The 22791-nt window shown below is 70.6% G+C and carries 22 protein-coding genes and 1 pseudogene; 11 read left to right on the top strand and 12 right to left on the bottom strand.

The features are described from left to right. The first annotated feature begins 5 nt into the window (after positions 1-5). Genes ACFY1U_RS31195 through ACFY1U_RS31180 form a run of 4 tightly spaced genes read left to right on the top strand, consistent with a single transcriptional unit; the run spans position 6 to position 3346 of the window. Complete coding sequence (locus tag ACFY1U_RS31195) at positions 6-896, top strand: 3-hydroxyacyl-CoA dehydrogenase family protein (protein WP_390697467.1); 891 nt, start codon at positions 6-8, stop codon at positions 894-896. Further along, positions 893-1162 (top strand): acyl carrier protein, encoded by a 270-nt coding sequence (locus ACFY1U_RS31190; RefSeq protein WP_365838786.1) that lies wholly within the window; start codon positions 893-895, stop codon positions 1160-1162. The genes ACFY1U_RS31195 and ACFY1U_RS31190 overlap by 4 nt, the downstream gene beginning before the upstream one ends. Continuing rightward, positions 1155-2270 carry an acyl-CoA dehydrogenase family protein gene (locus ACFY1U_RS31185; RefSeq protein WP_390697466.1) on the top strand — a complete coding sequence of 372 codons (1116 nt, stop codon included), beginning with the start codon at positions 1155-1157 and terminating at the stop codon, positions 2268-2270. Before ACFY1U_RS31190 ends, ACFY1U_RS31185 begins: the two co-directional genes overlap by 8 nt. Continuing rightward, complete coding sequence (locus ACFY1U_RS31180) at positions 2267-3346, top strand: HAD-IIIC family phosphatase (protein ID WP_390697465.1); 1080 nt, start codon at positions 2267-2269, stop codon at positions 3344-3346. The genes ACFY1U_RS31185 and ACFY1U_RS31180 overlap by 4 nt, the downstream gene beginning before the upstream one ends. Before the next feature lie 58 nt (positions 3347-3404). On the opposite strand, the gene ACFY1U_RS31175 is transcribed toward ACFY1U_RS31180, so the two are convergent. Genes ACFY1U_RS31175 through ACFY1U_RS31165 form a run of 3 tightly spaced genes read right to left on the bottom strand, consistent with a single transcriptional unit; the run spans position 3405 to position 5218 of the window. Beyond that, complete coding sequence (locus ACFY1U_RS31175) at positions 3405-4073, bottom strand: O-methyltransferase (RefSeq protein ID WP_390697464.1); 669 nt, start codon at positions 4071-4073, stop codon at positions 3405-3407. Positions 4074-4128: 55 nt separating this feature from the next. Further along, positions 4129-4416, bottom strand: a complete 288-nt coding sequence (locus tag ACFY1U_RS31170) for a hypothetical protein (protein WP_390697463.1) — start codon at positions 4414-4416, stop codon at positions 4129-4131. A gap of 19 nt (positions 4417-4435) precedes the next feature. Further along, a complete protein-coding gene (locus tag ACFY1U_RS31165) occupies positions 4436-5218 on the bottom strand; it encodes a thioesterase II family protein (protein ID WP_390697462.1) in 783 nt (260 codons plus the stop codon). A gap of 446 nt (positions 5219-5664) precedes the next feature. Here ACFY1U_RS31165 and ACFY1U_RS31160 point away from each other — a divergent pair, with 446 nt between their 5' ends. The 4 genes from ACFY1U_RS31160 (at position 5665) to ACFY1U_RS31145 (ending at position 10553) form a co-directional block, all read left to right on the top strand. Further along, positions 5665-7587: a BTAD domain-containing putative transcriptional regulator gene (locus tag ACFY1U_RS31160; protein ID WP_390697461.1), complete on the top strand. Its 1923-nt coding sequence runs from the start codon at positions 5665-5667 to the stop codon at positions 7585-7587. A 96-nt stretch (positions 7588-7683) separates the two neighbouring features. Next, a complete protein-coding gene (gene ccrA / locus ACFY1U_RS31155) occupies positions 7684-9060 on the top strand; it encodes a crotonyl-CoA carboxylase/reductase (RefSeq protein ID WP_390697460.1) in 1377 nt (458 codons plus the stop codon). A gap of 37 nt (positions 9061-9097) precedes the next feature. Continuing rightward, entirely contained in the window at positions 9098-9973 is an 876-nt protein-coding gene (locus tag ACFY1U_RS31150) for a 3-hydroxybutyryl-CoA dehydrogenase (protein ID WP_390697459.1), read from the top strand. 139 nt (positions 9974-10112) lie between these two features. Then, a complete protein-coding gene (locus ACFY1U_RS31145; protein WP_390697458.1) occupies positions 10113-10553 on the top strand; it encodes an OsmC family protein in 441 nt (146 codons plus the stop codon). Between the two features lie 202 nt (positions 10554-10755). On the opposite strand, the gene ACFY1U_RS31140 is transcribed toward ACFY1U_RS31145, so the two are convergent. Next, positions 10756-10935, bottom strand: coding sequence for a hypothetical protein (locus tag ACFY1U_RS31140; protein ID WP_390697780.1), 180 nt, complete (start codon positions 10933-10935; stop codon positions 10756-10758). Position 10936: 1 nt separating this feature from the next. Here ACFY1U_RS31140 and ACFY1U_RS31135 point away from each other — a divergent pair. Next, positions 10937-11081, top strand: a pseudogene (locus ACFY1U_RS31135) (IS256 family transposase); the annotation flags it as partial. Between the two features lie 429 nt (positions 11082-11510). On the opposite strand, the gene ACFY1U_RS31130 reads toward ACFY1U_RS31135, so the two are convergent. Continuing rightward, positions 11511-12032 carry an OvmZ protein gene (locus tag ACFY1U_RS31130; RefSeq protein WP_390697457.1) on the bottom strand — a complete coding sequence of 174 codons (522 nt, stop codon included), beginning with the start codon at positions 12030-12032 and terminating at the stop codon, positions 11511-11513. Between the two features lie 847 nt (positions 12033-12879). Here ACFY1U_RS31130 and ACFY1U_RS31125 point away from each other — a divergent pair. Together ACFY1U_RS31125 and ACFY1U_RS31120 are read left to right on the top strand one after the other, a co-directional pair. Continuing rightward, positions 12880-13560 (top strand): response regulator transcription factor, encoded by a 681-nt coding sequence (locus ACFY1U_RS31125; protein ID WP_390697456.1) that lies wholly within the window; start codon positions 12880-12882, stop codon positions 13558-13560. A 98-nt stretch (positions 13561-13658) separates the two neighbouring features. Further along, positions 13659-14321, top strand: coding sequence for a response regulator transcription factor (locus tag ACFY1U_RS31120; protein ID WP_390697455.1), 663 nt, complete (start codon positions 13659-13661; stop codon positions 14319-14321). 16 nt (positions 14322-14337) lie between these two features. Here the strand turns inward: ACFY1U_RS31120 and ACFY1U_RS31115 are convergent, their stop codons facing one another. The 7 genes from ACFY1U_RS31115 to ACFY1U_RS31085 all read right to left on the bottom strand — a co-directional run bounded on the left by ACFY1U_RS31115 (position 14338) and on the right by ACFY1U_RS31085 (position 22790). Further along, entirely contained in the window at positions 14338-15246 is a 909-nt protein-coding gene (locus tag ACFY1U_RS31115) for an alpha/beta hydrolase (RefSeq protein WP_390697454.1), read from the bottom strand. 8 nt (positions 15247-15254) lie between these two features. Continuing rightward, on the bottom strand, positions 15255-16481 hold the full coding sequence (locus tag ACFY1U_RS31110; protein ID WP_390697453.1) for an MFS transporter: 1227 nt from the start codon (positions 16479-16481) through the stop codon (positions 15255-15257). Further along, positions 16481-16663, bottom strand: coding sequence for a hypothetical protein (locus ACFY1U_RS31105; RefSeq protein WP_390697452.1), 183 nt, complete (start codon positions 16661-16663; stop codon positions 16481-16483). Before ACFY1U_RS31105 ends, ACFY1U_RS31110 begins: the two co-directional genes overlap by 1 nt. A gap of 103 nt (positions 16664-16766) precedes the next feature. Further along, on the bottom strand, positions 16767-17351 hold the full coding sequence (locus ACFY1U_RS31100; RefSeq protein WP_390697451.1) for an NADPH-dependent FMN reductase: 585 nt from the start codon (positions 17349-17351) through the stop codon (positions 16767-16769). 72 nt (positions 17352-17423) lie between these two features. Continuing rightward, positions 17424-19028 (bottom strand): acyl-CoA carboxylase subunit beta, encoded by a 1605-nt coding sequence (locus ACFY1U_RS31095; protein ID WP_390697450.1) that lies wholly within the window; start codon positions 19026-19028, stop codon positions 17424-17426. Between the two features lie 7 nt (positions 19029-19035). After that, positions 19036-20469, bottom strand: coding sequence for an MFS transporter (locus ACFY1U_RS31090; RefSeq protein WP_390697449.1), 1434 nt, complete (start codon positions 20467-20469; stop codon positions 19036-19038). Positions 20470-20483: 14 nt separating this feature from the next. Next, the gene (locus ACFY1U_RS31085; RefSeq protein WP_390697448.1) at positions 20484-22790 is read right to left on the bottom strand and encodes an SDR family oxidoreductase; all 2307 of its coding nucleotides are present in this window, start codon (positions 22788-22790) and stop codon (positions 20484-20486) included. Between the last annotated feature and the right edge of the window lies 1 nt (position 22791).

Raw genomic sequence — 22791 nt, 5'->3', positions numbered from 1 at the left:
CCGACATGCAGCAACCACTCCGACCGACAGCCGGCACGCCCCGGCGACCACACCACCTCGTCGTCCTCGGCGCCGGCGTCATGGGCGCGAGCATCGCGACCCTGGCCGTCGGCCACGGCGTCCCCGTCACCCTCATCGACGTGGACGAGGCGAAACTCGCCGCCGCCGAGACCAGGATCGCCGGGGAACTGCGCCTGGCCCAGCTCATGGGGGCACTGCCCGACGACGTACCCGAGGCGACCGTCACCACCAGCGGCCACCTCGCCGACGCGGCCGGCGCCACCGCGGTCGTCGAGGCCGTCACGGAGGACGCGGACATCAAGGAGAAGGTCCTCGCCGAGGTCTCCGCCGTCGTGGCACCCGGCACCGTCCTGGTGTCCAACACCTCCTCCATCCCCATCGACGAACTCGCGTCGGCGGCCGCGCATCCGGCGGACGTCGTCGGCACCCACTTCATGAACCCGCCGTATCTGATCCGCACCGTGGAGGTGATCCGCGGCGCCCGCACCGGAGAGCAGGCGATGGACTCCATCCGGTCACTGCTCGACGCACTGCGCCGGCAGCCGGTCGTGGTGCGGGACGCACCGGGGTTCGTGACCAGCAGGGTGCTCCACCCCATGATCAACGACGCCGCCCGCGTGGTGCAGGAGGGCACCGCGACCGCCGAGGACGTCGACACCCTCATGCAGGGCTGCCTCGGCCACCCCACCGGCCCGCTGCGCACGGCCGACCTCATCGGCATCGACAACCTCGTCGACTCGCTGCGGGTGCTCCACGAGCGCACCGGCGACCCCGGCTGCCAGCCCTGCGACCTTCTGCTGCAGAAGGTGCGGGCCGGTGACATCGGCCGCAAGTCCGGCCGTGGCTTCTACGTCTACCAGGGAGAAACATCATGACCGTGTCACCGCAGAGCACCACCGAGCAGGAGCTCGTCGACTTCCTCCACGGCAAGACCAAGAGGGTGTGGGAGGAGGACACCGACCTCTTCGCCTCCGGCGGACTGTCCTCGCTCTTCGCGATGGAGATCGTTGTACACCTGGAGAAGACGTACGGCGTCTCGATCCGCGGCAAGGACCTGCGGCTGGACAACTTCCGCACCGTCAGGAGCATGGCGTCCCTGGTCCGCCGGCTCCAGGGAGCGACCGGAGACGCCGGTGAGTGACGAGTTCGCCGACGCCGCCGCCTCCGTCACCGCCCTGGTCGGCGACCGGGCCGGCGACTGGGACCTGGCCGGCCTGATCCCCGAGCCGCTGCTGCGCGAGCTCGGCGCGACGGGCCGGCTGTGCACCGGCGTCCCCACCAAGTACGGCGGCCCGGGCTGGAGCAGCCTCGCCGGCGGGGAGTTCACCGCGCACGTCGGCAGCCTGTGCAGCTCCCTGCGAAGCGTCATGACCTCCCAGGGCATGGCCGCCTGGACCATCGAACGCCTCGGCACCACGGCCCAGTGCCGCGCCTATCTGCCCCGCCTGACCTCCGGCGAGCTCGCCGCCGTGGGCTTCAGCGAACCCCAGGCGGGCAGCGACCTGTCGGCCATCCGCACCACCATCCGCAGCGAGGGCGACGCGCTGGTCGTCGACGGCCACAAGGTCTGGGTGACCGCCGCCCACTACGCCGACCTGCTCGTCGTCTTCGGACGCTACGGCGAGGGGGCCGCCGCCGTCGTCATCCCCGCCGACACGCCCGGTGTCCGCGTCCAAAGGGTCGCCGACCCGCTGGGCTGCCGCGCCGCGGGCCACGCCGAGGTGACCCTCGAAGGAGTACGGCTCCCCGCCGACCACCTGCTCGGGGGCAACGAGCTGTCCCTGCCGCTGCTGGTGACCACCGCCCTCGCGTACGGCCGTATCTCGGTCGCCTGGGGCTGCGTCGGCATCCTGCACGCCTGCCTGGCGGCGGTCGCCTCCCACGCTGCCTCCCGGCACCAGTTCGGTGTGCCGCTCGCCTCCCACCAGCTCGTCGCCCGGCACGTCGCCGAGCTCTACGTCGCCGAGCAGACCGCCACCCGCGCGTGCGAGCACGCCAGCCGCCGCTGGGACGACGGAACGCCCGACATGGTGAGCGCCACCGTGCTCGCCAAGCACGTCAGCGCGGTGCAGGCCGCCCGCGGAGCCGCCACCGCCGTCCAGGTCATGGCCTCGGCGGGCGCGAGGGACGGCCACGTGGTGGCCCGCGCCTACCGGGACGCCAAACTCATGGAGATCATCGAAGGCAGCAACGAGATGTGTGAACTGATGCTCGCCCAGCACGCCCTCGCCACTGCGGGGGCGTCATGAGCGACGCCCCGGTCATGGTGAAGTGCCTGGTGTGGGACCTCGACAACACCCTGTGGAACGGCACGCTCCTGGAGGACGGCCAGGTCCTGCTGGACGACGAGATCCGCGCCGTGGTCAGCGAACTCGACTCCCGCGGCATCCTGCAGTCGGTGTGCAGCCGCAACGACCACGAGCAGGCCTGGGCCCGCCTGGAAGAGCTCGGCATCGCCGAGTACTTCGTCCTGCCGGAGATCGGCTGGGGTCCCAAGTCGAAGGCGGTGGAACGGATCGCGCAGCGCCTGAACTTCGCCCACCGCACCATCGCCTTCATCGACGACCAGCCGGCCGAACGCGCCGAGGTCACCTACCACCTGCCCGACGTCCGCTGCTATCCCGCCGAGGCCGCCCTCACCCTCACCGGCCTCGCCGAGTTCAGCCCCGCCGTCAGCACCGTGGACTCCCGGCGCCGCCGCGCGATGTACCAGGCCGGCTTCCGCAGGGACGCCGAACGGGAGGCCTTCGAAGGACCCGACGAGGAGTTCCTGCGCAGCCTGGAGCTGGTGATGCGGATCGGCCGGGCCACCCCGGACGAACTCACCCGCGTCGAGGAACTGACGCTGCGCACCAGCCAGATGAACGCCACCGGCGTCCACTACTCGGACGCCGCCCTGCGCGCACTGATGGCCGACCCCGCCCACGAGGTGCTGGTCACCACCCTCACCGACCGGTTCGGGCCGCACGGCGCGGTCGGCGTGATCCTGCTGGAGAAGCACCCGGACCTGTGGCACCTTAAACTGCTGGCCACCTCGTGCCGGGTGGTCTCCTTCGGCGCGGGATCGGTGATCCTGAACTGGCTGGTGGACCGGGCGGCCGCCGCCGGAGCGCACCTGGTGGCCGATTTCCGGCGCACCGACCGCAACCGCATGATGGAGGTCGCCTACCGCTTCGCCGGCTTCGAGGAGTCCCCCTGCGCCTGCACCGAGGCCCTGGGCGACGGCAGCCCGGACGTGGAGCGGCTCCACCTCGTGGCCGATCCGAGACCGGCGTCGACCACGGTGCGCCTGGAGGTGTCCGACCTGGCGGCCACCGGCGCGTGACCCCATGACTTCGGGGCTGTGACGGCATCCGTCGTCACAGCCCCGAAGTACGTGTCGGTCAGGCCTCTTTGCGTCGGGCGAGCGTGACACCGTCGGCGATGGTGAGCATGCTCACCTCGACCCGGTCGTCGTCCCGCAGCAGCGCGTTGAGCGCCCGGACTCCCTCGGTGTCGGCGTCCGTGAAGGCCGGATCGGCGACCCGGCCGAAGAACAGCGTGTTGTCCACGACGATCAGACCGCCGGGCCGCACCAGTTCCAGCGACTGCTCGTAGTACCGGGGGTAGTTGACCTTGTCCGCGTCGACGAACACCAGGTCGAAGCTCGCCGGCCCCTGCTCGGCGAGCAGCTCCCCGAGGACCTCGGTCGCGTCCCCGAGGCGCTGCTCCACGCGGTCGGACACCCCCGCCCGCTTCCAGTAGGGGACGCCGATCGACGGCCAGCGATCGGTGATGTCACAGGTCACCAGGCGCCCGTCGGCCGGCAGCGCCCGTGCCATGCACAGGGCGCTGTAGCCCGTGTAGGTGCCCAGCTCCAGCACGGCGGCAGCGCCAGTGAGCCGCACCAGCAGGGCGAGGAACTGTCCCTCCTCCGGGTGTGTCTGCAGGGCGGTGCCGCCGGGCAGTTCGGCCGTCTCCTCCCGCAGTTCGCGCAGCACGTCGTCCTCGCGCAGCGAGAAGTCGCGTACGTAGTCCAGGAGTTGTGGGCTCATGGTCAGCTGGTCGGCCATGCGGTGCTCTCTCCATCCGGTGCGAGTGGTCGGGTGCGGCACGGCCCGGCTGAGGTCACGGCCGCCACGGGGCGGGGCGGTGGCCGCCGACGCCCTCGTCGTCCGCGCCCGCGTTGTGCCACAGCAGGGGGTCGTAGGGGGTCTCGGCCACGGCCACGGCCCGCTGCCCCGATGGCGGGACCGGGGGAGTGCCCAGGCCGGCGGCGTCGGTTCTCATCCGGGCCGCGGTGTCGAGCAGGTTCTGCACCACGGCCGACTCGCCGGTCCGCTGCCGCAGCGCGTGCAGGCAGCGCTCCAACTCGTCGATGGTCCCGAGCAGGTTGGTGATGTGCGTAGCGGGCATGTCCCCACCTCTTTCGGTGTCAGGCCCCCACACCGGGGACCGGCAGCGCGCTGAGATGCCGTCGTACGGTTTCCTGCACCGCCTCCGCCTGGTCGTTGAGATAGAAGTGGCCGCCTTCGAAGACGTGCTGGGAGAACGGGCCCTCGGTGTACCGGCGCCATCCCTCCACCTCACCCACCGACGCCCTGGGGTCACGGTCGCCGGTGAGCGCGACCACGGGGGAGCGCAGCGGGGGCCCCGGCACATGCACATAGGTCTCCGCCGCCCGGTAGTCGCCCCGGATGGCGGGCATCACCATCTGGAGGATCTCGGGGTCCCTGAGCGCGGCGCCGACGGAACCGCCCAGCAGCTCCAGCTCGCGCAGGATCCCCTGGTCGTCACGGAGATGCACGGTCTCGCCGCGTTCGAAGTGGGGTGCGCGGCGCCCGGACAGGAAGACGATCACGGGCTCCGCCGCCCCGCCCAGCTCCTGGAGCCGGCGCGCGACCTCGTAGGCGAGGGTCGCGCCCATGCTGTGGCCGAACAGCGCCAGCGGCCGTTCGTCGCCCGGCGTCGAGAGCAACGGGACCAGCCGGTCGAGCAGTTCGGGAACGTTGTCGATACAGGGCTCGTTGCGCCGGTCCTGCCGGCCCGGGTACTGCACGGCGAACACCTCGGCCGTCGGCGCGAGCGCGACCGACAGTGTGTGGTAGGCACTGGCCGAGCCGCCGGCGTGGGGGAAGCAGATGAGTCGAGTGGGGGAGTCGGGGGCCGGGACGAAGCACCGAAGCCACAGGTCCCGCTCATCGACATGGTGATCCATCGGCTGCTGTCCTTCGAGAGAAGTCGATCACGGACACATGACGCCGCTCCGGAGGCTAGACACCCCCGTCCACGGGGGGCTACCCCTACTGGCCCCCTGCCGCCCCCTGTCTTTGCGCCGCTCACCCCAGCTTCCTGACAGGCAGCGCGACGGAGCCGCTACAAAGTCACCATGAACGTGCACTGCCAGGCAGAACCCGCACACAGTCCGTCATCGCTGTTCAGGTCCGCGGATCTCTTCTCCGGATCGCCTCGGTGCTGCCGCCCGCGGGGAACACCCCCGCACCGGGACGCGGCACCCCTGCGCTGACCGCCTCCCTCCCACCCGCACTGTTCCTTCGCACCGCGTCGAGACACCCCACTGGGCAACCCCCACCGACTTCCGCCACGGGATCCCCGTCCCGGTCGGATGCCGCCGCTCACTGCCGTCTAAAGGGTGGAGCAGTTATGGAAATCTCGTTACTTGGTCCCCTGGTCGTCCGTTCCGGCGGACACGAACTTCGAGTCTCGGCGCCCCGCCAGCGCGTCGTGCTCGCCACCCTCGTACTGAACGCGAACAAGGTGGTCCCCGTCCAGACCCTGGCCCGCTTCGTCTGGGACGGAACCCCGCCCCCGAGCGCGACCGCCACGATCCGTACCTACGTCATGCGCCTGCGCCAGTCCCTGGGCCCGCACGGCGGAAGCAGGATCATCACGCGGGCACCTGGATATCTGATCGAGATGGAGGAGGACGAGACCGATCTCGGCCGTTTCCAGGCCCTCCGCAGAACCGCCCAGTCGCTGGCCGAGGGGGGTGCCCTCCCGCAGGCCGTGGAGCAACTGCGGGCGGCACTGGCGCTGTGGCGCCACGAACCGTTGATGGACGTCCCCTCCCACACGCTCCAGGAACTGGAGGGCTGCCACCTCGAGAAGCTCTATCTCCAGACCTGCACCTGGCGCGTGGATCTGGACCTGGCACTCGGGCGGCACGCCGAGATCCTCCCCGAACTGTGGCGGCTGGGCCGCGAGCACCCCTTGCACGAGGGGCTGATCGGCCGGCTGATGCTGGCCCTGTCCCGCTCCGGGCAGCAGACGGAGGCGCTCGACCTGTTCCGGCGGACCCGGGCCGCCCTCGTCGACCAACTGGGCGCCGAGCCCGGCACGGAGCTGCGCGCGGTCCAGCAGCGGATCCTGCGCGCCGAGGACGAGCTCGAACACCCCTCCGAACGGCGGCAGGAACCGCCGGCCCGCTGGGGCGAGGGCGGCCCGCGCTGGCCCGTCCCCGCCCAACTGCCCCCGGCGACCGCGGGTCTGACCGCACGCGACCGGGAACTGACCGAGCTGGTACGGCTCCTGGGTGCCGAGCCGGCCGCACAGACGCCGACGACGGTGGTGCTGACGGGCGGCGGAGGCATCGGCAAGACGGCGCTCGCCGTACAGTCGGGTCACCTGGTCCGCGACCGCTTTCCCGACGGGCAGCTCTACGTGGAGCTGGAGGGCAGCTCCCGACGCCCCGTCGCACCCGGGGAGATACTGGCCGGGCTGCTGGTCGGCCTCGGGGTGCCCGACACGGCCGTACCCGCCTCGCTCGCGGGGCGCATCGCGCTCTTCAGGTCCCTGACGGACGGCCGCCGGATGCTGGTGGTGCTGGACGACGCCCAGAACGCCGCGCAGGTCCGCCCCTTCGTGCCCGGTACCGGCGGCAGCCGGCTGGTGGTCACGAGCCGCAACCGGCTCACCGATCTCGAGGGCGCCCGCGAGATGGCACTGGAGCCGCTGTCCGAGGCGGGTGCCCTGGACCTGCTCCGCCGCATCGTCGGTCGTCGGCGGACCGAACTGGAACCGCGGGCCGCCCGCCAGGTCGCCGCCGGCTGCGCGGGACTGCCCCTGGCGGTGCGGATCATCGGCTCCCGGATCAGCGCGAGGCCCCGCCGCGGCCTCGCCGACGTGGCCCGTCGCCTCGGCGACGAACAGCGGCTGCTGGACGAGCTGGAGGTCGGCGACCTGGCCGTACGGCCGGTGCTGGAGTCCGCGTATGCCACCACCCGTGACCGCACCGTGGCCGGCATCTGCCTCGGCGGGGCCTTCCGCGTGCTGGGCACCGAAGTCCGCGCCCCCTTCGGGCGGGAGACGGCGGCCGCGCTGCTCGGGTGCTCACCGGACGGCGCCGAGGATGTCCTGGACGCGCTGGTGGACGCCAACCTCCTGCGCGAACACGACCAGGGGCGCTATCTGATGGACCGGCTGGCCCGGGCCTACGCCCGGGAGCGGACCCTCGTCGAGGGTCCCGGCGTCCGCGCGGTGCGGCCCGGCAGCGGTCCGTACCTGCTGCCCGCCGCCGATCCCGGCGCCGCGAGCCGGGCCGTTGCACACGCCGGAGGCTTTCGATAGGGCCGGCGCAACGCCGTGCCCGCCCGGCCCGGAACCGGACGACGGCCGGTTCCGGCAGCGCATTCACCGGACCTTCCCGAACCCATTGGGGAACCCATGGACTCCTTGATCGAAGCCGTGCTCAGCGACGCGCCCGCGGAGGAACTCCTGCGCAGGCCGCTGCCGGACACGTACACCGCGGCCCATCTGCACGCCGAGGACCAGACGGTCTTCGACGGCACCTGTGACCGGGACGTCCGCAAGACCCTGCGGGTCGGCCCGGTGCCCATGCCGGAACTGGCCGTCGACGAGGTCCTGATCGCCGTCATGGCCAGCTCCATCAACTACAACACGGTCTGGTCGGCGACCTTCGAACCCCTGCCGACGTTCACCTTCCTCAAGCGCCTGGGCCGCCAGGGCGGCCCGGCCGCCCGGCACGACCTGCCCTGGCACGTGGTCGGCTCCGACGCCGCCGGAGTCGTCGTACGGGTGGGTACGGGCGTGCGGCGCTGGCAGGCCGGTGACCACGTCGTCGTCAGCTGCGTCCAGGTGGACGACCAGGAACCCGCCACCCACGCGGACGGCATGCTCGGCGCCGAGCAGCGGATCTGGGGCTTCGAGACCAACTTCGGTGGCCTGGCCCACTACGCCGTCGTCCGGGCCAGCCAGTTGATGCCCAAGCCCGCGCACCTGACCTGGGAGGAGGCCGCCTCGACGATGCTGTGCGCCGCCACCTCGTACCGCATGCTGGTCAGCGACCGGGGCGCGCGCATCAAGCAGGGCGACATCGTGCTCATCTGGGGCGCGACCGGCGGTCTCGGCTCCTACGCCGTCCAGCTCGTCCGGGGCGGCGGTGGTATCGCCGTCGGTGTCGTGAGCTCCGAGGAGAAGGCGGAGCGGCTGCGCGCCCTCGGCTGCGACCTCGTCATCAACCGGGCCGAGGTCGGCCTGGACCAGGACATCTCCGACGACCCGGAGGCGACCGTCGAGGCGGGCAAGCGGCTGGGCGGGATCATCCGCGGCCACTTCGGCGAGGACCCCCACGTCGTCTTCGACTACATCGGAAAGGCCACCTTCGGCCTGTCCGTGTTCGTCGTCCGACGCGGCGGAACAGTCGTCACCTGCGGCTCCAGCACCGGATACCAGCACCGCTTCGACAACCGTTACCTGTGGATGAATCTCAAGCGCATCGTGGGCAGCCACGCCGCCAACCTCCAGGAGCAGTCGGAGTGCAACCGGCTGTTCCGCCTCGGCCGCCTGGTCCCCGCGCGATCGACCGTCTACCCCCTCACCGAGGTCGCCGACGCCGCCCGGCTCGTCCAGACCAACGGCCACATCGGGAAGGTCGGCGTCCTGTGCCTGGCCCCCCGCCCCGGACTGGGCGTCACGGACCGCGCCCTGCGAGACCGGATCGGCGAACACCGCCTCAACCCCCTGCGCGCCGAGCAGACCACCGAGACCCGAAGCCCCGTCGCGGCCGCACCGGCCCACTGACACGAGAACCACACAACAGCCTGAGGAGGGGACGCGGATGACCGCGATCCAGCGCGTGGGCATGGTCGGCTGCGGCACCATGGGCTCAGGCATCGCCCACATCTGCGCCGTCGCCGGCCTCGACGTACGCGTGGCGGCGTCGTCACAGGAATCCCTGACCCGCGCCGAGGAGCGAGTGACCAAGTCCTTGGACCGCGCGCTGGCCAAGGACCGGCTGAGCGCGCAGGAGCACGAAACCGCTCTGCGCCACCTCACCTACACCACGGACCTGACGGACCTGGCCGACTGCCACCTGGTCGTCGAGGCCGTCGCCGAAGACCTCGACGCGAAGCTGGCCCTGTTCGCCCGTCTGGACAGCGTCCTGGCGGACCGCGACACCATCCTCGCCACCAACACCTCCTCCCTGTCCGTCACCCGTCTGGCCCGCGCCACCCGCGATCCGAGCCGCGTCCTGGGCCTGCACTTCTTCAACCCGGTGCCCGCCCTCCCCCTGGTCGAGCTCGTCGGCACCCTCCTGACCGACGAGAAGACCCTGACGCGCGCCGAGGAATGGGTGACCGTCGTCCTCGGCAAGAAACCGATCCGCTGCGAGGACCGCGCCGGATTCACCGTCAACGCCCTGCTCATCCCCTACTTGCTGTCCGCCGTCCGCATGGTCGAGTCGGGTTACGCCTCACCGGACGCGGTGGACGACGCCATGACCCTCGGCTGCTCCCACCCGATGGGCCCGCTGCGCCTCGCCGACCTCATCGGCCTGGACGTCGTCCTGTCGATCTCCGAGTCCCTGTACGCAGAGTCCTGCGACCCGAACCACAGCGCACCGCCCACGCTCCGCCGCCTGGTCGAGGCCGGCCTTCTCGGCCGCAAGACGGGCCGGGGTTTCCACTCGTACCAGCAGAGCGGGCCGCGATGAAGGCAGTGGTGTGAGACGCAGAGGGTTCTCGCCCTGCCGCTGGAGAGCCTGTGGTGACCGCGGCGATGCGTTCGGAGTGCCGGTCCCGGGGCACCCAGCGCTTCGCCGCACACCCCGCGGAGCGCTTAGTGTCGTCGTCATGGCAGATGACACCCTGCGCTCCGTCACCGTCGAGCGAACCAGCACCGGTCACTTCGTCGCGATGAACGCCCGTGGCGGCACGATCAGTTTCGGGACCGGTTCCGAACCCGAGGGGGAGGACGAATTCACCCCGGTGGAGTTGCTGCTCGCCGCGCTCGGCGGCTGCACGGCGGTCGACGTCGACATCGCCACCAGCCGCCACGCGGAGCCGACCAGGTTCTCCGTCGCGGTGACCGGCAACAAGATCAATGACGAGCTCGGCAACCGGATGACCGATCTCCAGGTCACCTTCTCCGTCGCCTTCCCGGACGGCGAGGGCGCGGACCGGGCCCGCGCGATTCTTCCCCGGGCCGTCAAGACCTCCCACGACCGGCTCTGCACGGTCAGCCGCACGGTCGAGACCGGTACGCCCGTCACCGTGGCGGTCGAGGAGGCCTGACCACACTTCACGTTTCTGCGACGGCATGACCGGAAGGGCTCAGACCCCGGTGACGACGCCGACCTTCTTGGTCCAGATGGGCCGGCCGGTGATGTCGTCGTGCCTGACGCCGGTCACGCGGACGGTGGACTTGCGCGGGTTCTTGGGGTGCGTGCGGGCCCAGGATCAGCACCGCGTCGTAAGCGGCGTTGGGGTGGGCAGTTCACGGGCGTCCCGAGGCGGGCGGTGACTCCGGGGATTCGGGCGGAGCCACTCCGCGCGCACCCCGCTGCCGCCGCAGCACGTCCTGCGTACGCCAGAACTCCAGCCGCCCGGCTGGGGCTCCGCCCTTCCTGAGCCGGACGTCCTCCTCCTTGCGCAGGGCGGTGTGTCGCGCGTTCACATACCGCGAATGTGCCGAGTCGTGGGCCGACTTGATGCGCGACTGCGCCCGTCGCCGCATGTGCGCCCCGGTTCCGGCGGTCGGGGACGGAGCCCTGGGCTTCCGCGCGGGCACTGGCCGAGGTGTTCCCCGCCATCCGAGCTGAGGTGCTACAGCGACCCGGCGCGGCCGACGGCCGGCCGGTCGTCTTGTGGTGGCCGGGCTGCAAGCGCCGTGTGGTGAGGGTGGCAGGCAAGGCAACGAGACCGTGCCCACCGCCCTCGTGGCGGGCCGACCACACGTCAACTCCGAACCTGCACCGTATGTCTACGCGAACAGCTCACGTGACCGCACCGGCCCGCTTCAATCCGGGCCGGAATCAGCTGCGTCATCGACCGTCCGGGCCCGGCTCGGGGCTTCGGGTTGTCGGGTCTGTCGCAACCTGTACAACTCGTCGAGGTCGTACTCCGCGCGCTGTGCGGTGCCAAGACGGGTGATCTTTCCTCGACTGGCCCATTTCCGGATGGTCGCCGACGAGACCCCCATGGCCAGAGCCGCCAGTTCGGTCGGTACGGTGCGCTTGCCTCCCCCGGTGGTCACGGCCGGATCCCGGCAGATTGGCGCGGGCCGGCGAGCAGCAGCCAGTCCTGTGGCGCGAAGGCATGCCCCTGGTCGCACATCACCCTTGAACCGGGCCGTTCTGGGTCGCTTTCGGTTGGATGCAGTGCTGCATACAACGTTCCGGAGCAGCCGGGCTCCGGGCAGCCGCCCAGCTCCCGGCGCGTCGGCCCGGTTTCTTCGCGCAGTGTGTGGCAGGAGCGCATCAGCGCGGTGACCTCCCGGTCGAAGTCAGGTCCCGCCGGATGCTCCGTCAGCCAGGAGAGGTGTCGGTCGAGGAATTCGGCCAGGCCCGGAACGCTGCAGTTCCGGGGCGCGGCCACTCCGCGCTCCTCGATGACCAGCCGGGCCCACGAGGTGAGCAGCTCGGTGATCCGCGACCGCAGGGCGACCACGGACTCGTCGAGAGTGATACCCGTCGGCCTGCTGCCGCTGACGCGTTCCCGCAGCCCATGCGCGGACGACGTCAGTTCGTGCTCGCTCTCGTGGTGGAAATTCACGGCTGTGCACAGAGCGACGCGCAGGCGCTCTGCCCGGAAGCAGCTCGCTTCATGGACACTCTCGAGAGATGTGTCGAGGGATATGTGGAGAGGTGGGGTTAATTTCCTGGATGAGGGCACGATTGTTCTCCCTCCGGCCCGGAGACATGTTCATGAATTACAAAAAAGAATCGCGCTGCGGCCGGCAGGAAGATGGCTGTCGCACGGTGAAGGGATATCTGACTCTGATTTAACAGACGTTTAATGGCCTGGGTGAGGGACCCACCTTGAAGTGCTCCTCAGGGTCAGAGTATGGAAGCGGTTACTGGGGTCAATTTTGATGAAGCCTCAAGGAGTTCGTCAAGCCCGGCAGAGAGGGGAATGTCACGAAGCGGTCACATATTGTCGTTTTGTGTTGCGGTTGCCGCTCGCCCCTGGCATTTGCCAGGACGGCTCCCGTCACCCGGAGTGACGGGATGGGCGCGTGTTGACAGTGAGTGAGTGGGGTGTCACGCTTCTTCGGGCAGTCGAAGTGTGCCCTTTTCCGGCCGCGACCCCGCGACACGTCCTCTTCGATGTCGTCTCAGCGCACCGCGAAGGATTCGCCCTTCCCGCCGGGTCCGCCGTGGAAGCCTCTGTAGAAGCCCTTGCTCCCACACCGCCGGGTGCCCCGTTCACCCCTGGTGATCCGTTGTGGCCGCCATCGTCCGTAGTCGTGCTCCGCTGCCCCCAGGCGGAGCGCTGGTCGGTGGCGCCGCCGACCAGGGGATCCGGCCTTACCGCTGCCGCCCGAAGCTGCCCCGAAAGGTCCTATGGCGTGGGCGCGTGTCCCGCATCTGGCGAGACCGATGCCTGCCGCCGAGGGAGAGTGACCCCCTTGCACATACGTCTTGTGACAGCCGACGCCAGGATTGCTGCCCTCGAAGCCCCCTTGACCCGGAGCGGGTTCACCGTCGAGGTCGTCCACGCCGGCGCGGAGGCCCTGCGTGATCTCGCCCAGGTCGACCTCGTCCTGCTCGATCTGGACATAACGGATCGTGACGGCCTGGACGTCTGCCGGGGCATCAGGGAACTGAGTGATCTGCCCGTCCTGTGTGTCACCGTCCGCACCGAGGAACTCGACCGGGTCCTGGCCCTCCAGGCAGGCGCGGACGACTGCCTGGTCAGACCCTTTGGTCTGCATGAACTGACGGCACGCATCGAGGCCGTCACCCGCCGGCTCCGCGGCTCGCTGACCGGACAGTCGCCGAAGACCATCGAAAGCGGTCCGCTGCGGATCGATCTGGAGTCGCGGGAAGTGCGCCTCCATGACCGGGTTGTGCCGCTCACCCGGAAGGAATTCGACCTGCTCGCACTTCTCGCCTGCCGTCCTGACGAGGTGCTGCCGCGTCGGCAGATCCTCCAGGAGGTGTGGCGTGACATTCAGCCCGGTACGGGCAGGACCCTCGACAGCCATGTGAGCAGCATTCGACGCAAACTTGGTTCACGTGACTGGATCGTGGCAGTACGAGGCGCCGGATTCATGTTTGGGCGAGGGCACAAGGAGTGACCTTCGTCGCATCCTCCGTTGTTAACAGAGCACATCGTTTGACTCACTGTGGATCGTGAAAAGAGTCGAACGTTGTCACTCTCCCCCGGAGGTTCGCCTTGGACATTCTTCTGTTAGAAAGCGACAAGAAGCTTGCCGCCTGCCTCGCCCGCGGGCTCAGGAGGTGCGGTCACCGGGCGGTGAGTCTTACCGCCGTCGAGGATGCCCTGCGCGTGCTGACGGAATTCGATCTCGTCCTGCTCGACCTCGATCTTGCCGACATGGACGGAGTGGAGGCCTGCCGGCGCATCAGAGCCGTCTCCGACGTCGCGGTGATAGGGACCTCGCGGCACCACTCCGAGGTCACCCGGACTCTCGTACTGCGGGCGGGGGCCGACGACTGCCTGGACAAGCCGTACGGTTTCCGGGAACTGACGGCCAGGATGGACGCGGTCATGCGGCGGGTGAGGCTGCAGGCCGACAACACCGGAGAGTTGTCGTTCGGTCCGCTGCGCATCGAACCCGACACGCGTGAGGTCGTGCTGGGCGGCCGGTCCGTCCGCTTGACCGACAAGGAGTTCGGCCTCCTCCAGCTGCTCGCCTCGCGCCCCGGCGCGGTGGTGTCCCGCCAGGAACTCATGACGAAGGTCTGGGGGGACAGATGGAACAGCACCGGACGCACCATCGACACCCACGTCAGCAGTCTGCGCGGCAAGTTGGGCGGCGGTCGCTGGATCACCACCGTGCACGGCGTCGGCTTCCGCTTCGCCGCCGACGCCTGACCGGCGTGGTGCACGGCTAAGCCCCGTGCGGGGACTGTTCCCGACCGGACAGGCACTCCTCCAGGAAGGCGAGCGCTCGCAGGTGGTACGCGCGTGCCGCCCACCCCAGGCTGATGTTGTGGCCGGCGCGGGGCAGGCGGTCGACGACCACCCGGGGTGCGGCGAGAAGCCCCGTCATCTCGTCGAGCGTGGCCTCGTCGTGGAGCCACCACCGCTCGTACTCGGCATAGGTGAAGCGCACGGGTACCCGTACCCGGCCCGCGATGCCGGGAAAGAGTTCGGGCCAGAGCGAGGCTTCTGCCTCCTCTCTCTCCGGCATGGTGGTGACGAGCCCTTCCGCCAGGCGGAACGTGTTCGGCGGGTAGAGCCGCAGCGGTCCCCAGTGCAGCCGTGTCGTGCGACGGCCGTGGAAGCCGCCGAGACCGTTGACGTCGATCGCGTACCGGTGGCTGATCCCCGACACGTCGAGGCCCAGGACAGGACCGTCCGCCTCGCCCCCGTGGGCCGCGACAGCGAGGGCGGCCTTGCCACCGTAGGAGTGACCGACCAGGAACAGCCCCGCCCCAGTGGCTTGGCGCGCGGTGAAGTCCCCGAGGGCGGTGCTGAGCGTTCCGGCCTGTTCGGCCAGGCTCTCCCCACGGGGGACCGCGGTGGCCGAGAGCCCGTAGCCGGGACGGTCGACGGCCAGTACCGCAAATCCCAGGGACGCCCCGAGCCTGAGCAGGGACAGGCTCGGATGGGCCATGCCATGGAAGTACCCGGCGCGCATGCCGCCCCCGTGGAGGGCGACGACGACCGCCCGGGGCGGCGCGTCGCGCGGCAGCACCAGCAGGGCCGACAGCGGGCTGTGGCCGCCGTCGAGGACGACCTCCCGTACGTTCTCAACGGCCGGGGCAGGCAGCGATTTGGCGTATTCGACAGGCATCGGAGCTCCTACGGATGTCGCGTCCCGGCCGGATCGGTCCGGGAGGGCCGGTGCGCGCCGGCTGCGGGGGAGGGGACCGCCTCGCCGGCGTCGGGGAGCGGGAGGGGCAGGACCAGCACGGCCAGCAGGACGACGGCCGCCAGGCCCGCCGCCGCGAGCAATCCGTCTGCGAGCGAGGTGGCGGCGACCAAAGGGCCGAAGAACACCGGGGACAGGAACTGCCCGGAGAACGCGGCCGTGCCCGACAACGCCGTGGCCTGCCCCTTCAGATGAGGCGGGGCTGTGCGGTTGATCAGCACGGTCATGGCCGGTACGGACATGCCCATGCCCAGGCCGAACAGCGCGGGCGCGGCCAGGAGCGCTGCCGGACGGGTGGCCGTCCCGGCGACCAGGAGCCCCAGCGTCCAGCAGGCCCCGGCGACGCGCAGGAACGCGGCGTACCCCAGATACGCCCTGGCCTTGGCATACGCCAGCCCCGCCACGCTCGCGGCCAGCGAACTGGCCGCGGTGTAAGGGGCGATGAGCGCCGGCTCGTCGATGCCGGCCTGGGCCAGCCGCTGCGGCAGGAACACGGACAGCACATACAGCAGGAGCGAGCTGGTGAACGAGATCGCGTACAGGCCCAGCAGCCGGGGCCGCAGACGCAGCAGGGTGAACGCGGTTCCGCCCCCCGCCGTCCGGGAGCCTGTGTCGGCGGGCAGTAGGAGCAGTACGCCGAGGGCGAGCGGAAGGCCGATCAGATGGACGGCGAAGGGGCCGTGCCAGGAGATCGTCCCGAGCGCCCCGCCCAGCAGAGGCCACAGGATGCCCCCGAGGCTGATGGCCGTGGAGCGCCGGCCCATCGCGCGGTCCCGCTCGGGCCCCTGATAGAGGGTCAGCAGAGCGAGCGTGGTGCCGGAGAAGACCGCCGCCGCGCCGACCCCGAAGGCCAGCCGCGCGGCGAAGAGCACGCCGTAGGAGTCGATGAACAGACCCGAGCCGCCGGCCACGCCGTACAGCAGCAGTCCGGCGACCAGAGGACGGCGGATGCCGTAACGGTCCAGCAGCCACCCGGCCAGCGGGCTGGCCACGGCGAGTGCCAGGCCGTGCGCCGTGAGCAGGAGCCCGGCCGCCGTGCCGCCCAACTGGAGTTCGCGGCGGATGAGGGGCAGCACGGGACTGAGGACCGTACCAGCCATGACGGTGAGGGTGGAGCCGGCCAGGAGTACGAAGAGAACGGAGCGCCCTCGGGGCATCAGTCGATTCCCCGGACGATATGTGGTTCCGCCCAGTCGGTCTCGTCCTCCCCCGCCGGCCGGCCGGGAACCGCCGGCGGCACGGGAGCCGTCGGCGCGACGGGTTCGGAGTCCTCGGCGGACGGGGCCGCGGCCTCGGAGGGGCGGCGCACGGGCTGATGCGTCGTCTGGTCGATGGTCATGGCAGATCTCCTTCGCAGGGCGTACGACGGTCGACGGGGGCGTACGGCGGCGGGTGTGCCCGGCGGCACCGGGCACACCCCACGGGGATCCGGCGAGCCGCGGTCAGCTTCCGTACGGAGTCCTCGACCGGGCCTCGGACAACGCCTTGCCCCACCAGGTGAGCTGATCCAGCAGCGTCTTGGCGGCCAGGGTCGCCGCCTCCGGCTCCTTGAGGGCGCCGGTCTCGTCGAACTGCCCCCAGCAATTGTGGAAGCTCACCGAGTCGCGGACCGTCACCGCGTGCAACTCGGCGAAGACCTGGCGCAGTTGCTCCACCGAGCGCAGACCGCCGGACAACCCGCCATAGGAGACGAAGCCGACGGGCTTGGCCTGCCACTGCGTGTTGTGCCAGTCGACCAGGGTCTTGAGCGAGGCGGGGAAGCTGTGGTTGTACTCGGGAGTCACCACGATGAACGCGTCGGCCTCAGCCAGCCGTGGTGAGACCTTCGCCAGTTCGGCGGCCACCTCCTCACCGGGGCCGGAGGACAGCGAGTGCGGCAGCGGGTGCTCGGCGAGGTCCATCAGATCGACCTGCATATCCTCGCGTTCCTTGGCCAGCGAGGTGATCCAGTTGGCGACGGTGGGACCGAATCGGCCCTCCCGGACACTGCTGTTGATCACGACGATCCGCAAGGGGGTGGCGGACATGGATGAGTCTCCTTACGAGTGAGGGCGTACGTCGACGAACGTAGAAGTTGAACCGAACTTCAAGTCAATTGCTCACTGCGGGGGGTTGCCGTGCTTGCGGGACGGCAGATCGGCGTGCTTGGTCTGCAGCATCGCCAGGGAGCGGATGAGGATCTCGCGGGTCTCGGTCGGGTCGATGACGTCGTCGACCAGGCCGCGTTCGGCCGCGTAGTACGGGTGCATGAGCTCGGACTTGTACTCCTTGACCATGCGGGCCCGCATGGCCTCGGGGTCCTCGGCCTCTGCGATCTGTCGCCGGAAGATGACGTTGGCGGCCCCTTCGGCGCCCATCACGGCGATCTCGTTCGTCGGCCAGGCATAGGTGAGGTCGGCACCGATGGACTGGCTGTCCATGACGATGTACGCACCTCCGTACGCCTTGCGCAGGATCAGCGAAATCCTCGGCACGGTCGCGTTGCAGTAGGCGTAGAGGAGCTTCGCGCCGTGGCGGATGATTCCGCCGTGCTCCTGGTCGACGCCCGGGAGGAACCCGGGGACGTCCAGGAAGGTGACGATCGGGATGTTGAAGGCGTCGCACATCTGGACGAAGCGCGCAGCTTTTTCCGATGCCTCGATGTCCAGGACGCCGGCGAGGGTCTGCGGCTGGTTGGCGACGATGCCCACCACCTGGCCGTCCAGGCGGCCCAGCGCGCAGATGATGTTGCGGGCCCAGCGCTCGTGGACCTCGAGGTAGTCGCCGTCGTCGACGATCTCCTCGATCACCTTGGCCATGTCGTAGGGCCGGTTGCCGTCGGCCGGGACGAGGTCGAGCAGGACGTCGCTGCGGCGGTCCGCCGCGTCCGTGGACTCGACCCGCGGCGGGTTCTCGCGGTTGTTCTGCGGCAGGAGGGAGAGCAGGTAGCGGACCTCGGCGATGCAGGTCTCTTCGTCGTCGTAGGCGAAGTGGCACACGCCGGAGGTCTCGGCGTGCACGTCGGCGCCGCCCAGGCCGTTCTGGGTGATCTCCTCGCCGGTCACCGCCTTGACCACGTCCGGGCCGGTGATGAACATCTGCGAGGTCTCGCGGACCATGAACACGAAGTCGGTCAGGGCGGGGCTGTAGGCCGCGCCGCCGGCGCAGGGGCCGAGCATGACCGAGATCTGCGGGATGACACCGGAGGCCTTGGTGTTGCGCTGGAAGATGCCGCCGTAGCCGGCCAGCGCCGAGACGCCCTCCTGGATGCGGGCGCCGGCGCCGTCGTTCAGGGAGACCAGGGGGGCACCGGCCGCGATGGCCATGTCCATGATCTTGTGGATCTTGGTGGCGTGGGCCTCGCCCAGCGCGCCGCCGAAGATGCGGAAGTCATGGGCGTAGACGAAGACCGTGCGGCCCTCCACCGTGCCCCAGCCGGTGATCACACCGTCCGTGTAGGGCTTCTTCGCTTCCAGGCCGAAGCCGACCGCGCGGTGCCGGCGCAGCTGCTCGACCTCCTGGAAGGAGCCCGGGTCCAGGAGCAGCTCGATGCGCTCCCGGCCGGTCAGCTTCCCCCTGGCGTGCTGTCGTTCAGTGGCCTTCGGGTCCGTTCCGTCCCGGGCCTCCTCCTTGAGCAGCCGGAGTTCGTCCAGGCGTTCGCGCGCGGTGGGCGGCGAGGCCGTCCTGACGGCCGGGTCGGCGGTGGTGGTGTCGGTTGCGAGCATGGGTCTCTCACTCTCGTGTGGAACCGTGGTGGGCGACCACGCGGTCCGCGGCGTACGGCAGGACGCCCACCAGGGCGACGGCGAGGACGGACAGGGCGGCCGTCCGCTCTCCCGCGCCCGAGGCGACGACCGCGGCGACCACGGCCGGGACCAGGGCAGCAGCGAACTGAACGGCGGTCTGGTACAGGGCCGTGGCGGTCGCCCGCTCGGATGCCGCGATCCGCGACGTGGCCTGGATGTTCAGCGCCGCGAAAGCCAGCACGAACCCGATGCCCATCAGCAGCAGCGACGGCAGTACGTCGGTGGGGTAACGGACGGTCGTACCGGACGCCCGCACGGCGTAGAGCAGACAGGCCGCCACCGGGCACAGTGCTCCCAGGGCGATCAGCCGAGCCGTGCCGAACCGCTTCACCAGCCGCTGCGTCAGCAGCGTGGTGACGACCACCGGGGCGCTCGCCGGCAGGAAGGCCAGCGCCGTCTGCCAGGGGGACCAACCGTGCTGGGTCTGCAGGCGCATCGTGGCGAGCAACAGCAGCCCCAGGTAGGAGCCGTTGAGGGCCGCTGCGCCGAGCATCGAGCGGACAAGCATGGTGTTGGCGAGCACCTCGATGCGGATCAGCGGCTGCCGCGCGAACCGTTCCGCGGTCACGAAGACCGCTGCGAGCAGCGCGGCGAGTGCGAAGGCGATGACCGTGGGCGGCGCGGACCAGCCGGCCCGGGGGACCGACATCACCCCGTACACCAGCGCCGACAGCGCTCCGGTGAAGGACGCGGCGCCGGTCGCGCCGAAGGACCGCCCTGTCGACGGACTCGGCTCGTCGACGGGGACGAGCCGCAGTCCGAGGACGAGGAGGGCGAGTACGGCGGGAGCGGGGAACAGGAAGGCCCACCGCCAGCCCACCCCGGTGAGCGCCCCGGACAACAGCAGTCCGGAGGTGAACCCGGCAGCGCCGAAGAACGCGTACACCGAGACCGCCCGGTCGCGGTCCGGGCCCTCGCGGAACGCGGCACCGATGATCGCAAGGCCGGTGGGAGCGGTGAGCGCGGCACAGCAGCCCTTGACGAACCTCATGGCGATCAGCAGCCACGGCTCGCTCGTCAGCCCGGCCACCAGGGAGGCGGCGGCGAAGGCGAGGAGCGCGGCCAGATAGACCCGCCGGCGTCCCAGCGCCTCCACCACGCGGGCACCGAACAGCAGCAGCCCGCCGAACCCCAGAGCGAACCCGCTGACCAGCCACTGTGAAGCGACCAGCGGCATCCCGAGGTCCGCGCCGACCGAGGGCAGCGCCACGATCACCACGGACACCTCGAGCGCGTCGATGAGCATGTTGCCCGCCAGCACGATCAGCAGGCCCCGCTGCCCCGCACCCCACCGCCCGGCCGTCGGCCTGGCTTCGGGGGATCCCCACGCTCCCTCGGCAACACTCCTGGGCCTCGTCATCGATGGTCCGTCCCTCAGCCGAGCAGCGTTCCGCCGCTGGCGTCGATGAACGCCCCGGTGACCCAGCGTGCGTCGGGGGAGGCGAGGAAGGCCACGACGTCGGCGACGTCCTGCGGCTCCCCGACCCGGCCGAACGCCGACAGCTGCGCCATCTGCTCGACCGCCTCCGGTATGTCGAAGACGGGACTGCCGTTGCGGGTGATGCCCGGCGCCACGCTGTTGATGGTGATGTTGCGTGGTGCGAGGAACTTGGCGAAGTGCAGGGCGAGTTGCTCCACCGCTCCCTTCGTCATCGCGTACGCGATCTCGTCGGGATTGGCGAAACGGGTGAGGCCGGAGGAGATGTTGACGATACGGCCCCCCTCGGTCAGGTTGGCCAGGGCCCGCTGGATGATGAAGAACGGCGCCCTGACATTGACGGCGAACAGCCGGTCGAACTTCTCCTGGGTGGTGTCCTCCACGGAGACACCGCCCATCACCCCGGCGTTGTTGACGACGATGTCCAGATCGGTCGACCCGGTGCGCTCCTTCAACCCCTGTTCGAGGGCGAGGAACAACTCGTGGACGTCGCCGGGCACACCGAGTTCGGCCTGCACGACGAAGGCCCGGCCGCCGTCACTCTCGATCGACGCGACGACGTCCTCGGCCGCCGCCACGCCGGTGGAGCAGTGCACCGCGACGAGCGCCCCCTCCCGGGCCAGCCGTTCGGCGATCGCGCGGCCTATGCCCCGGCTCGATCCCGTGACCAGTGCCGTCTTGCCGGTGAGCCTGTTCATGTCGTGTCTCCGTTCGGCTGGGGTGTTTCGTGTGGTGCGTTCGACCGAGAGGTTTCGTGTGGTGCCGACGTGGTCGAGCCGCGCCGGCTCGCCGAACCAGGTCCGCAGGGCCGCGACCAGCGGTTCCGGGCCGGGAGGTCCGGCTGAGGCGATCCAGACGACATGGCCGTCCGGGCGGACGAGCACGGCATCGGTGCCGGACAGCCCGACGGTCTCGGGTCCGGCCGCCAGGACGTCCACCCGGTCTGCCCAGGGCGCGGCGGCCCGGCGCAGCCGCAGGTGGTGTTCCGGGTCGCCATAGGCGTCGATCAGCAGGCCCCGCCCGGAGCGCACGGGGTGGCCGTGCGCCAGGCGGGCGCCCAGCGGTGAAGGGCCGCCGGGGCCGGTGTCGTAGCGGATGTCCAGGCCGGATATCGCCCCGGCCAGCCGTTGCCGGACGGGTTCGAGGGCGATGAGTTCGGCGAGGACCGAGCGGGCGGCCTCCACCTCCGGGCCGCCGAGCAGCAGCAGTGCCTGGGCGTTGATGTTCGCCAGGACCCGCCGGCCGACGGCGTGACGTTCGGTGTGGTAGGTGTCGAGGAGTCCGGCTGGTGCCCGGCCACTGACCTGGAGGGCCAGTTTCCAGCCGAGGTTGACCGCGTCCTGGAGGCCGAGGTTGAGCGCCTGGCCGCCGATGGGCATCTGCCGGTGGGCCGCGTCGCCCGCGAACAGCACGCGGCCGTGCCGGTACCGGGCCAGCTGGCGGGAGGCGTCGTCGAAGGAGTTGACCCACAGCGGTGTGCCATGGGAGATGTCCTCGCCGGTGACGCGCCGCCAGGCGTCGCGGATGTCGGCGAACTCCGGGTCACGGGTGCGCTGCGCTGCGGCGCTGCCGAACTCGTGCACCATGACCCGGGTGACCCCCTGCGGATTGCGGGCCGCGATGGCCAGCCCCCGCTCCAGCCGCTGGAAGCGCCGGGCCGGGATGTCGATCCCGGCGACATCCGCCCGGATCAGCTCCCGGTCGGCGTCCCGGCCGGGGAACTCCGCCCCGGTGAGCCGGCGGACCGTGCTGTGCTCGCCGTCGCAGCCGACGAGGTACAGCGCGCTGATCCGGACCGGCCCGGCGGGTCCCGACACTTCGGTCTCCACCCGGTCCTGATGAAGCGTCACCGAGGTGAGGGCGTGACCGCGTCGGAGACGGGCGCCGAGGGACAGGGCCCACTCCTGGAGGACCGCTTCCGTGCGGACCTGGGGGGCCTTCCACTGGCCGGGGAACGGGCCCGGCAGTGTCAGGTCCAGCGGGATGCCGCCGAAGTGGCCCATGACGTCGTTCGGCAGTTCCCCGAAGCCGTTCAGGAGCCCCCGGGAGGCGAAGATCTCCATGGTGCGGGCGTGCAGGGTCGACGCACGTGACTCGGTGGTCGGTTCGGCCCTGCTCTCCACCACGACGACGTCCACCCCGCCGAGCCGCAGTTCCCCGGCGAGCATCAGCCCCACGGGGCCCGCCCCCACCACGACGACCTGGGTGTCGATACGGGGCTGTACGTCCGCTGTGCCGGCCATG

Origin of the sequence: Streptomyces sp. NPDC001351 (assembly GCF_042896045.1) — a bacterium.
Lineage (GTDB): Bacteria > Actinomycetota > Actinomycetes > Streptomycetales > Streptomycetaceae > Streptomyces.
The sequence above is the reverse complement of the archived record's forward strand: the minus strand, read 5'-3'. Positions and strand labels throughout refer to the sequence as shown.

Bases quoted from the DNA above. Each gene is read 5' to 3' on its own strand.
- ACFY1U_RS31195 (WP_390697467.1), top strand. From the start codon at position 6: ATGCAGCAACCACTCCGACCGACAGCCGGCACGCCCCGGCGACCACAC.
- ACFY1U_RS31190 (WP_365838786.1), top strand. From the start codon at position 893: ATGACCGTGTCACCGCAGAGCACCACCGAGCAGGAGCTCGTCGACTTC.
- ACFY1U_RS31180 (WP_390697465.1), top strand. From the start codon at position 2,267: ATGAGCGACGCCCCGGTCATGGTGAAGTGCCTGGTGTGGGACCTCGAC.
- ACFY1U_RS31175 (WP_390697464.1), bottom strand. From the start codon at position 4,073: ATGGCCGACCAGCTGACCATGAGCCCACAACTCCTGGACTACGTACGC.
- ACFY1U_RS31170 (WP_390697463.1), bottom strand. From the start codon at position 4,416: ATGCCCGCTACGCACATCACCAACCTGCTCGGGACCATCGACGAGTTG.
- ACFY1U_RS31165 (WP_390697462.1), bottom strand. From the start codon at position 5,218: ATGGATCACCATGTCGATGAGCGGGACCTGTGGCTTCGGTGCTTCGTC.
- ACFY1U_RS31160 (WP_390697461.1), top strand. From the start codon at position 5,665: ATGGAAATCTCGTTACTTGGTCCCCTGGTCGTCCGTTCCGGCGGACAC.
- ccrA (WP_390697460.1), top strand. From the start codon at position 7,684: ATGGACTCCTTGATCGAAGCCGTGCTCAGCGACGCGCCCGCGGAGGAA.
- ACFY1U_RS31150 (WP_390697459.1), top strand. From the start codon at position 9,098: ATGACCGCGATCCAGCGCGTGGGCATGGTCGGCTGCGGCACCATGGGC.
- ACFY1U_RS31145 (WP_390697458.1), top strand. From the start codon at position 10,113: ATGGCAGATGACACCCTGCGCTCCGTCACCGTCGAGCGAACCAGCACC.
- ACFY1U_RS31115 (WP_390697454.1), bottom strand. From the start codon at position 15,246: ATGCCTGTCGAATACGCCAAATCGCTGCCTGCCCCGGCCGTTGAGAAC.
- ACFY1U_RS31110 (WP_390697453.1), bottom strand. From the start codon at position 16,481: ATGCCCCGAGGGCGCTCCGTTCTCTTCGTACTCCTGGCCGGCTCCACC.
- ACFY1U_RS31105 (WP_390697452.1), bottom strand. From the start codon at position 16,663: ATGACCATCGACCAGACGACGCATCAGCCCGTGCGCCGCCCCTCCGAG.
- ACFY1U_RS31100 (WP_390697451.1), bottom strand. From the start codon at position 17,351: ATGTCCGCCACCCCCTTGCGGATCGTCGTGATCAACAGCAGTGTCCGG.
- ACFY1U_RS31095 (WP_390697450.1), bottom strand. From the start codon at position 19,028: ATGCTCGCAACCGACACCACCACCGCCGACCCGGCCGTCAGGACGGCC.
- ACFY1U_RS31090 (WP_390697449.1), bottom strand. From the start codon at position 20,469: ATGACGAGGCCCAGGAGTGTTGCCGAGGGAGCGTGGGGATCCCCCGAA.
- ACFY1U_RS31085 (WP_390697448.1), bottom strand. From the start codon at position 22,790: ATGGCCGGCACAGCGGACGTACAGCCCCGTATCGACACCCAGGTCGTC.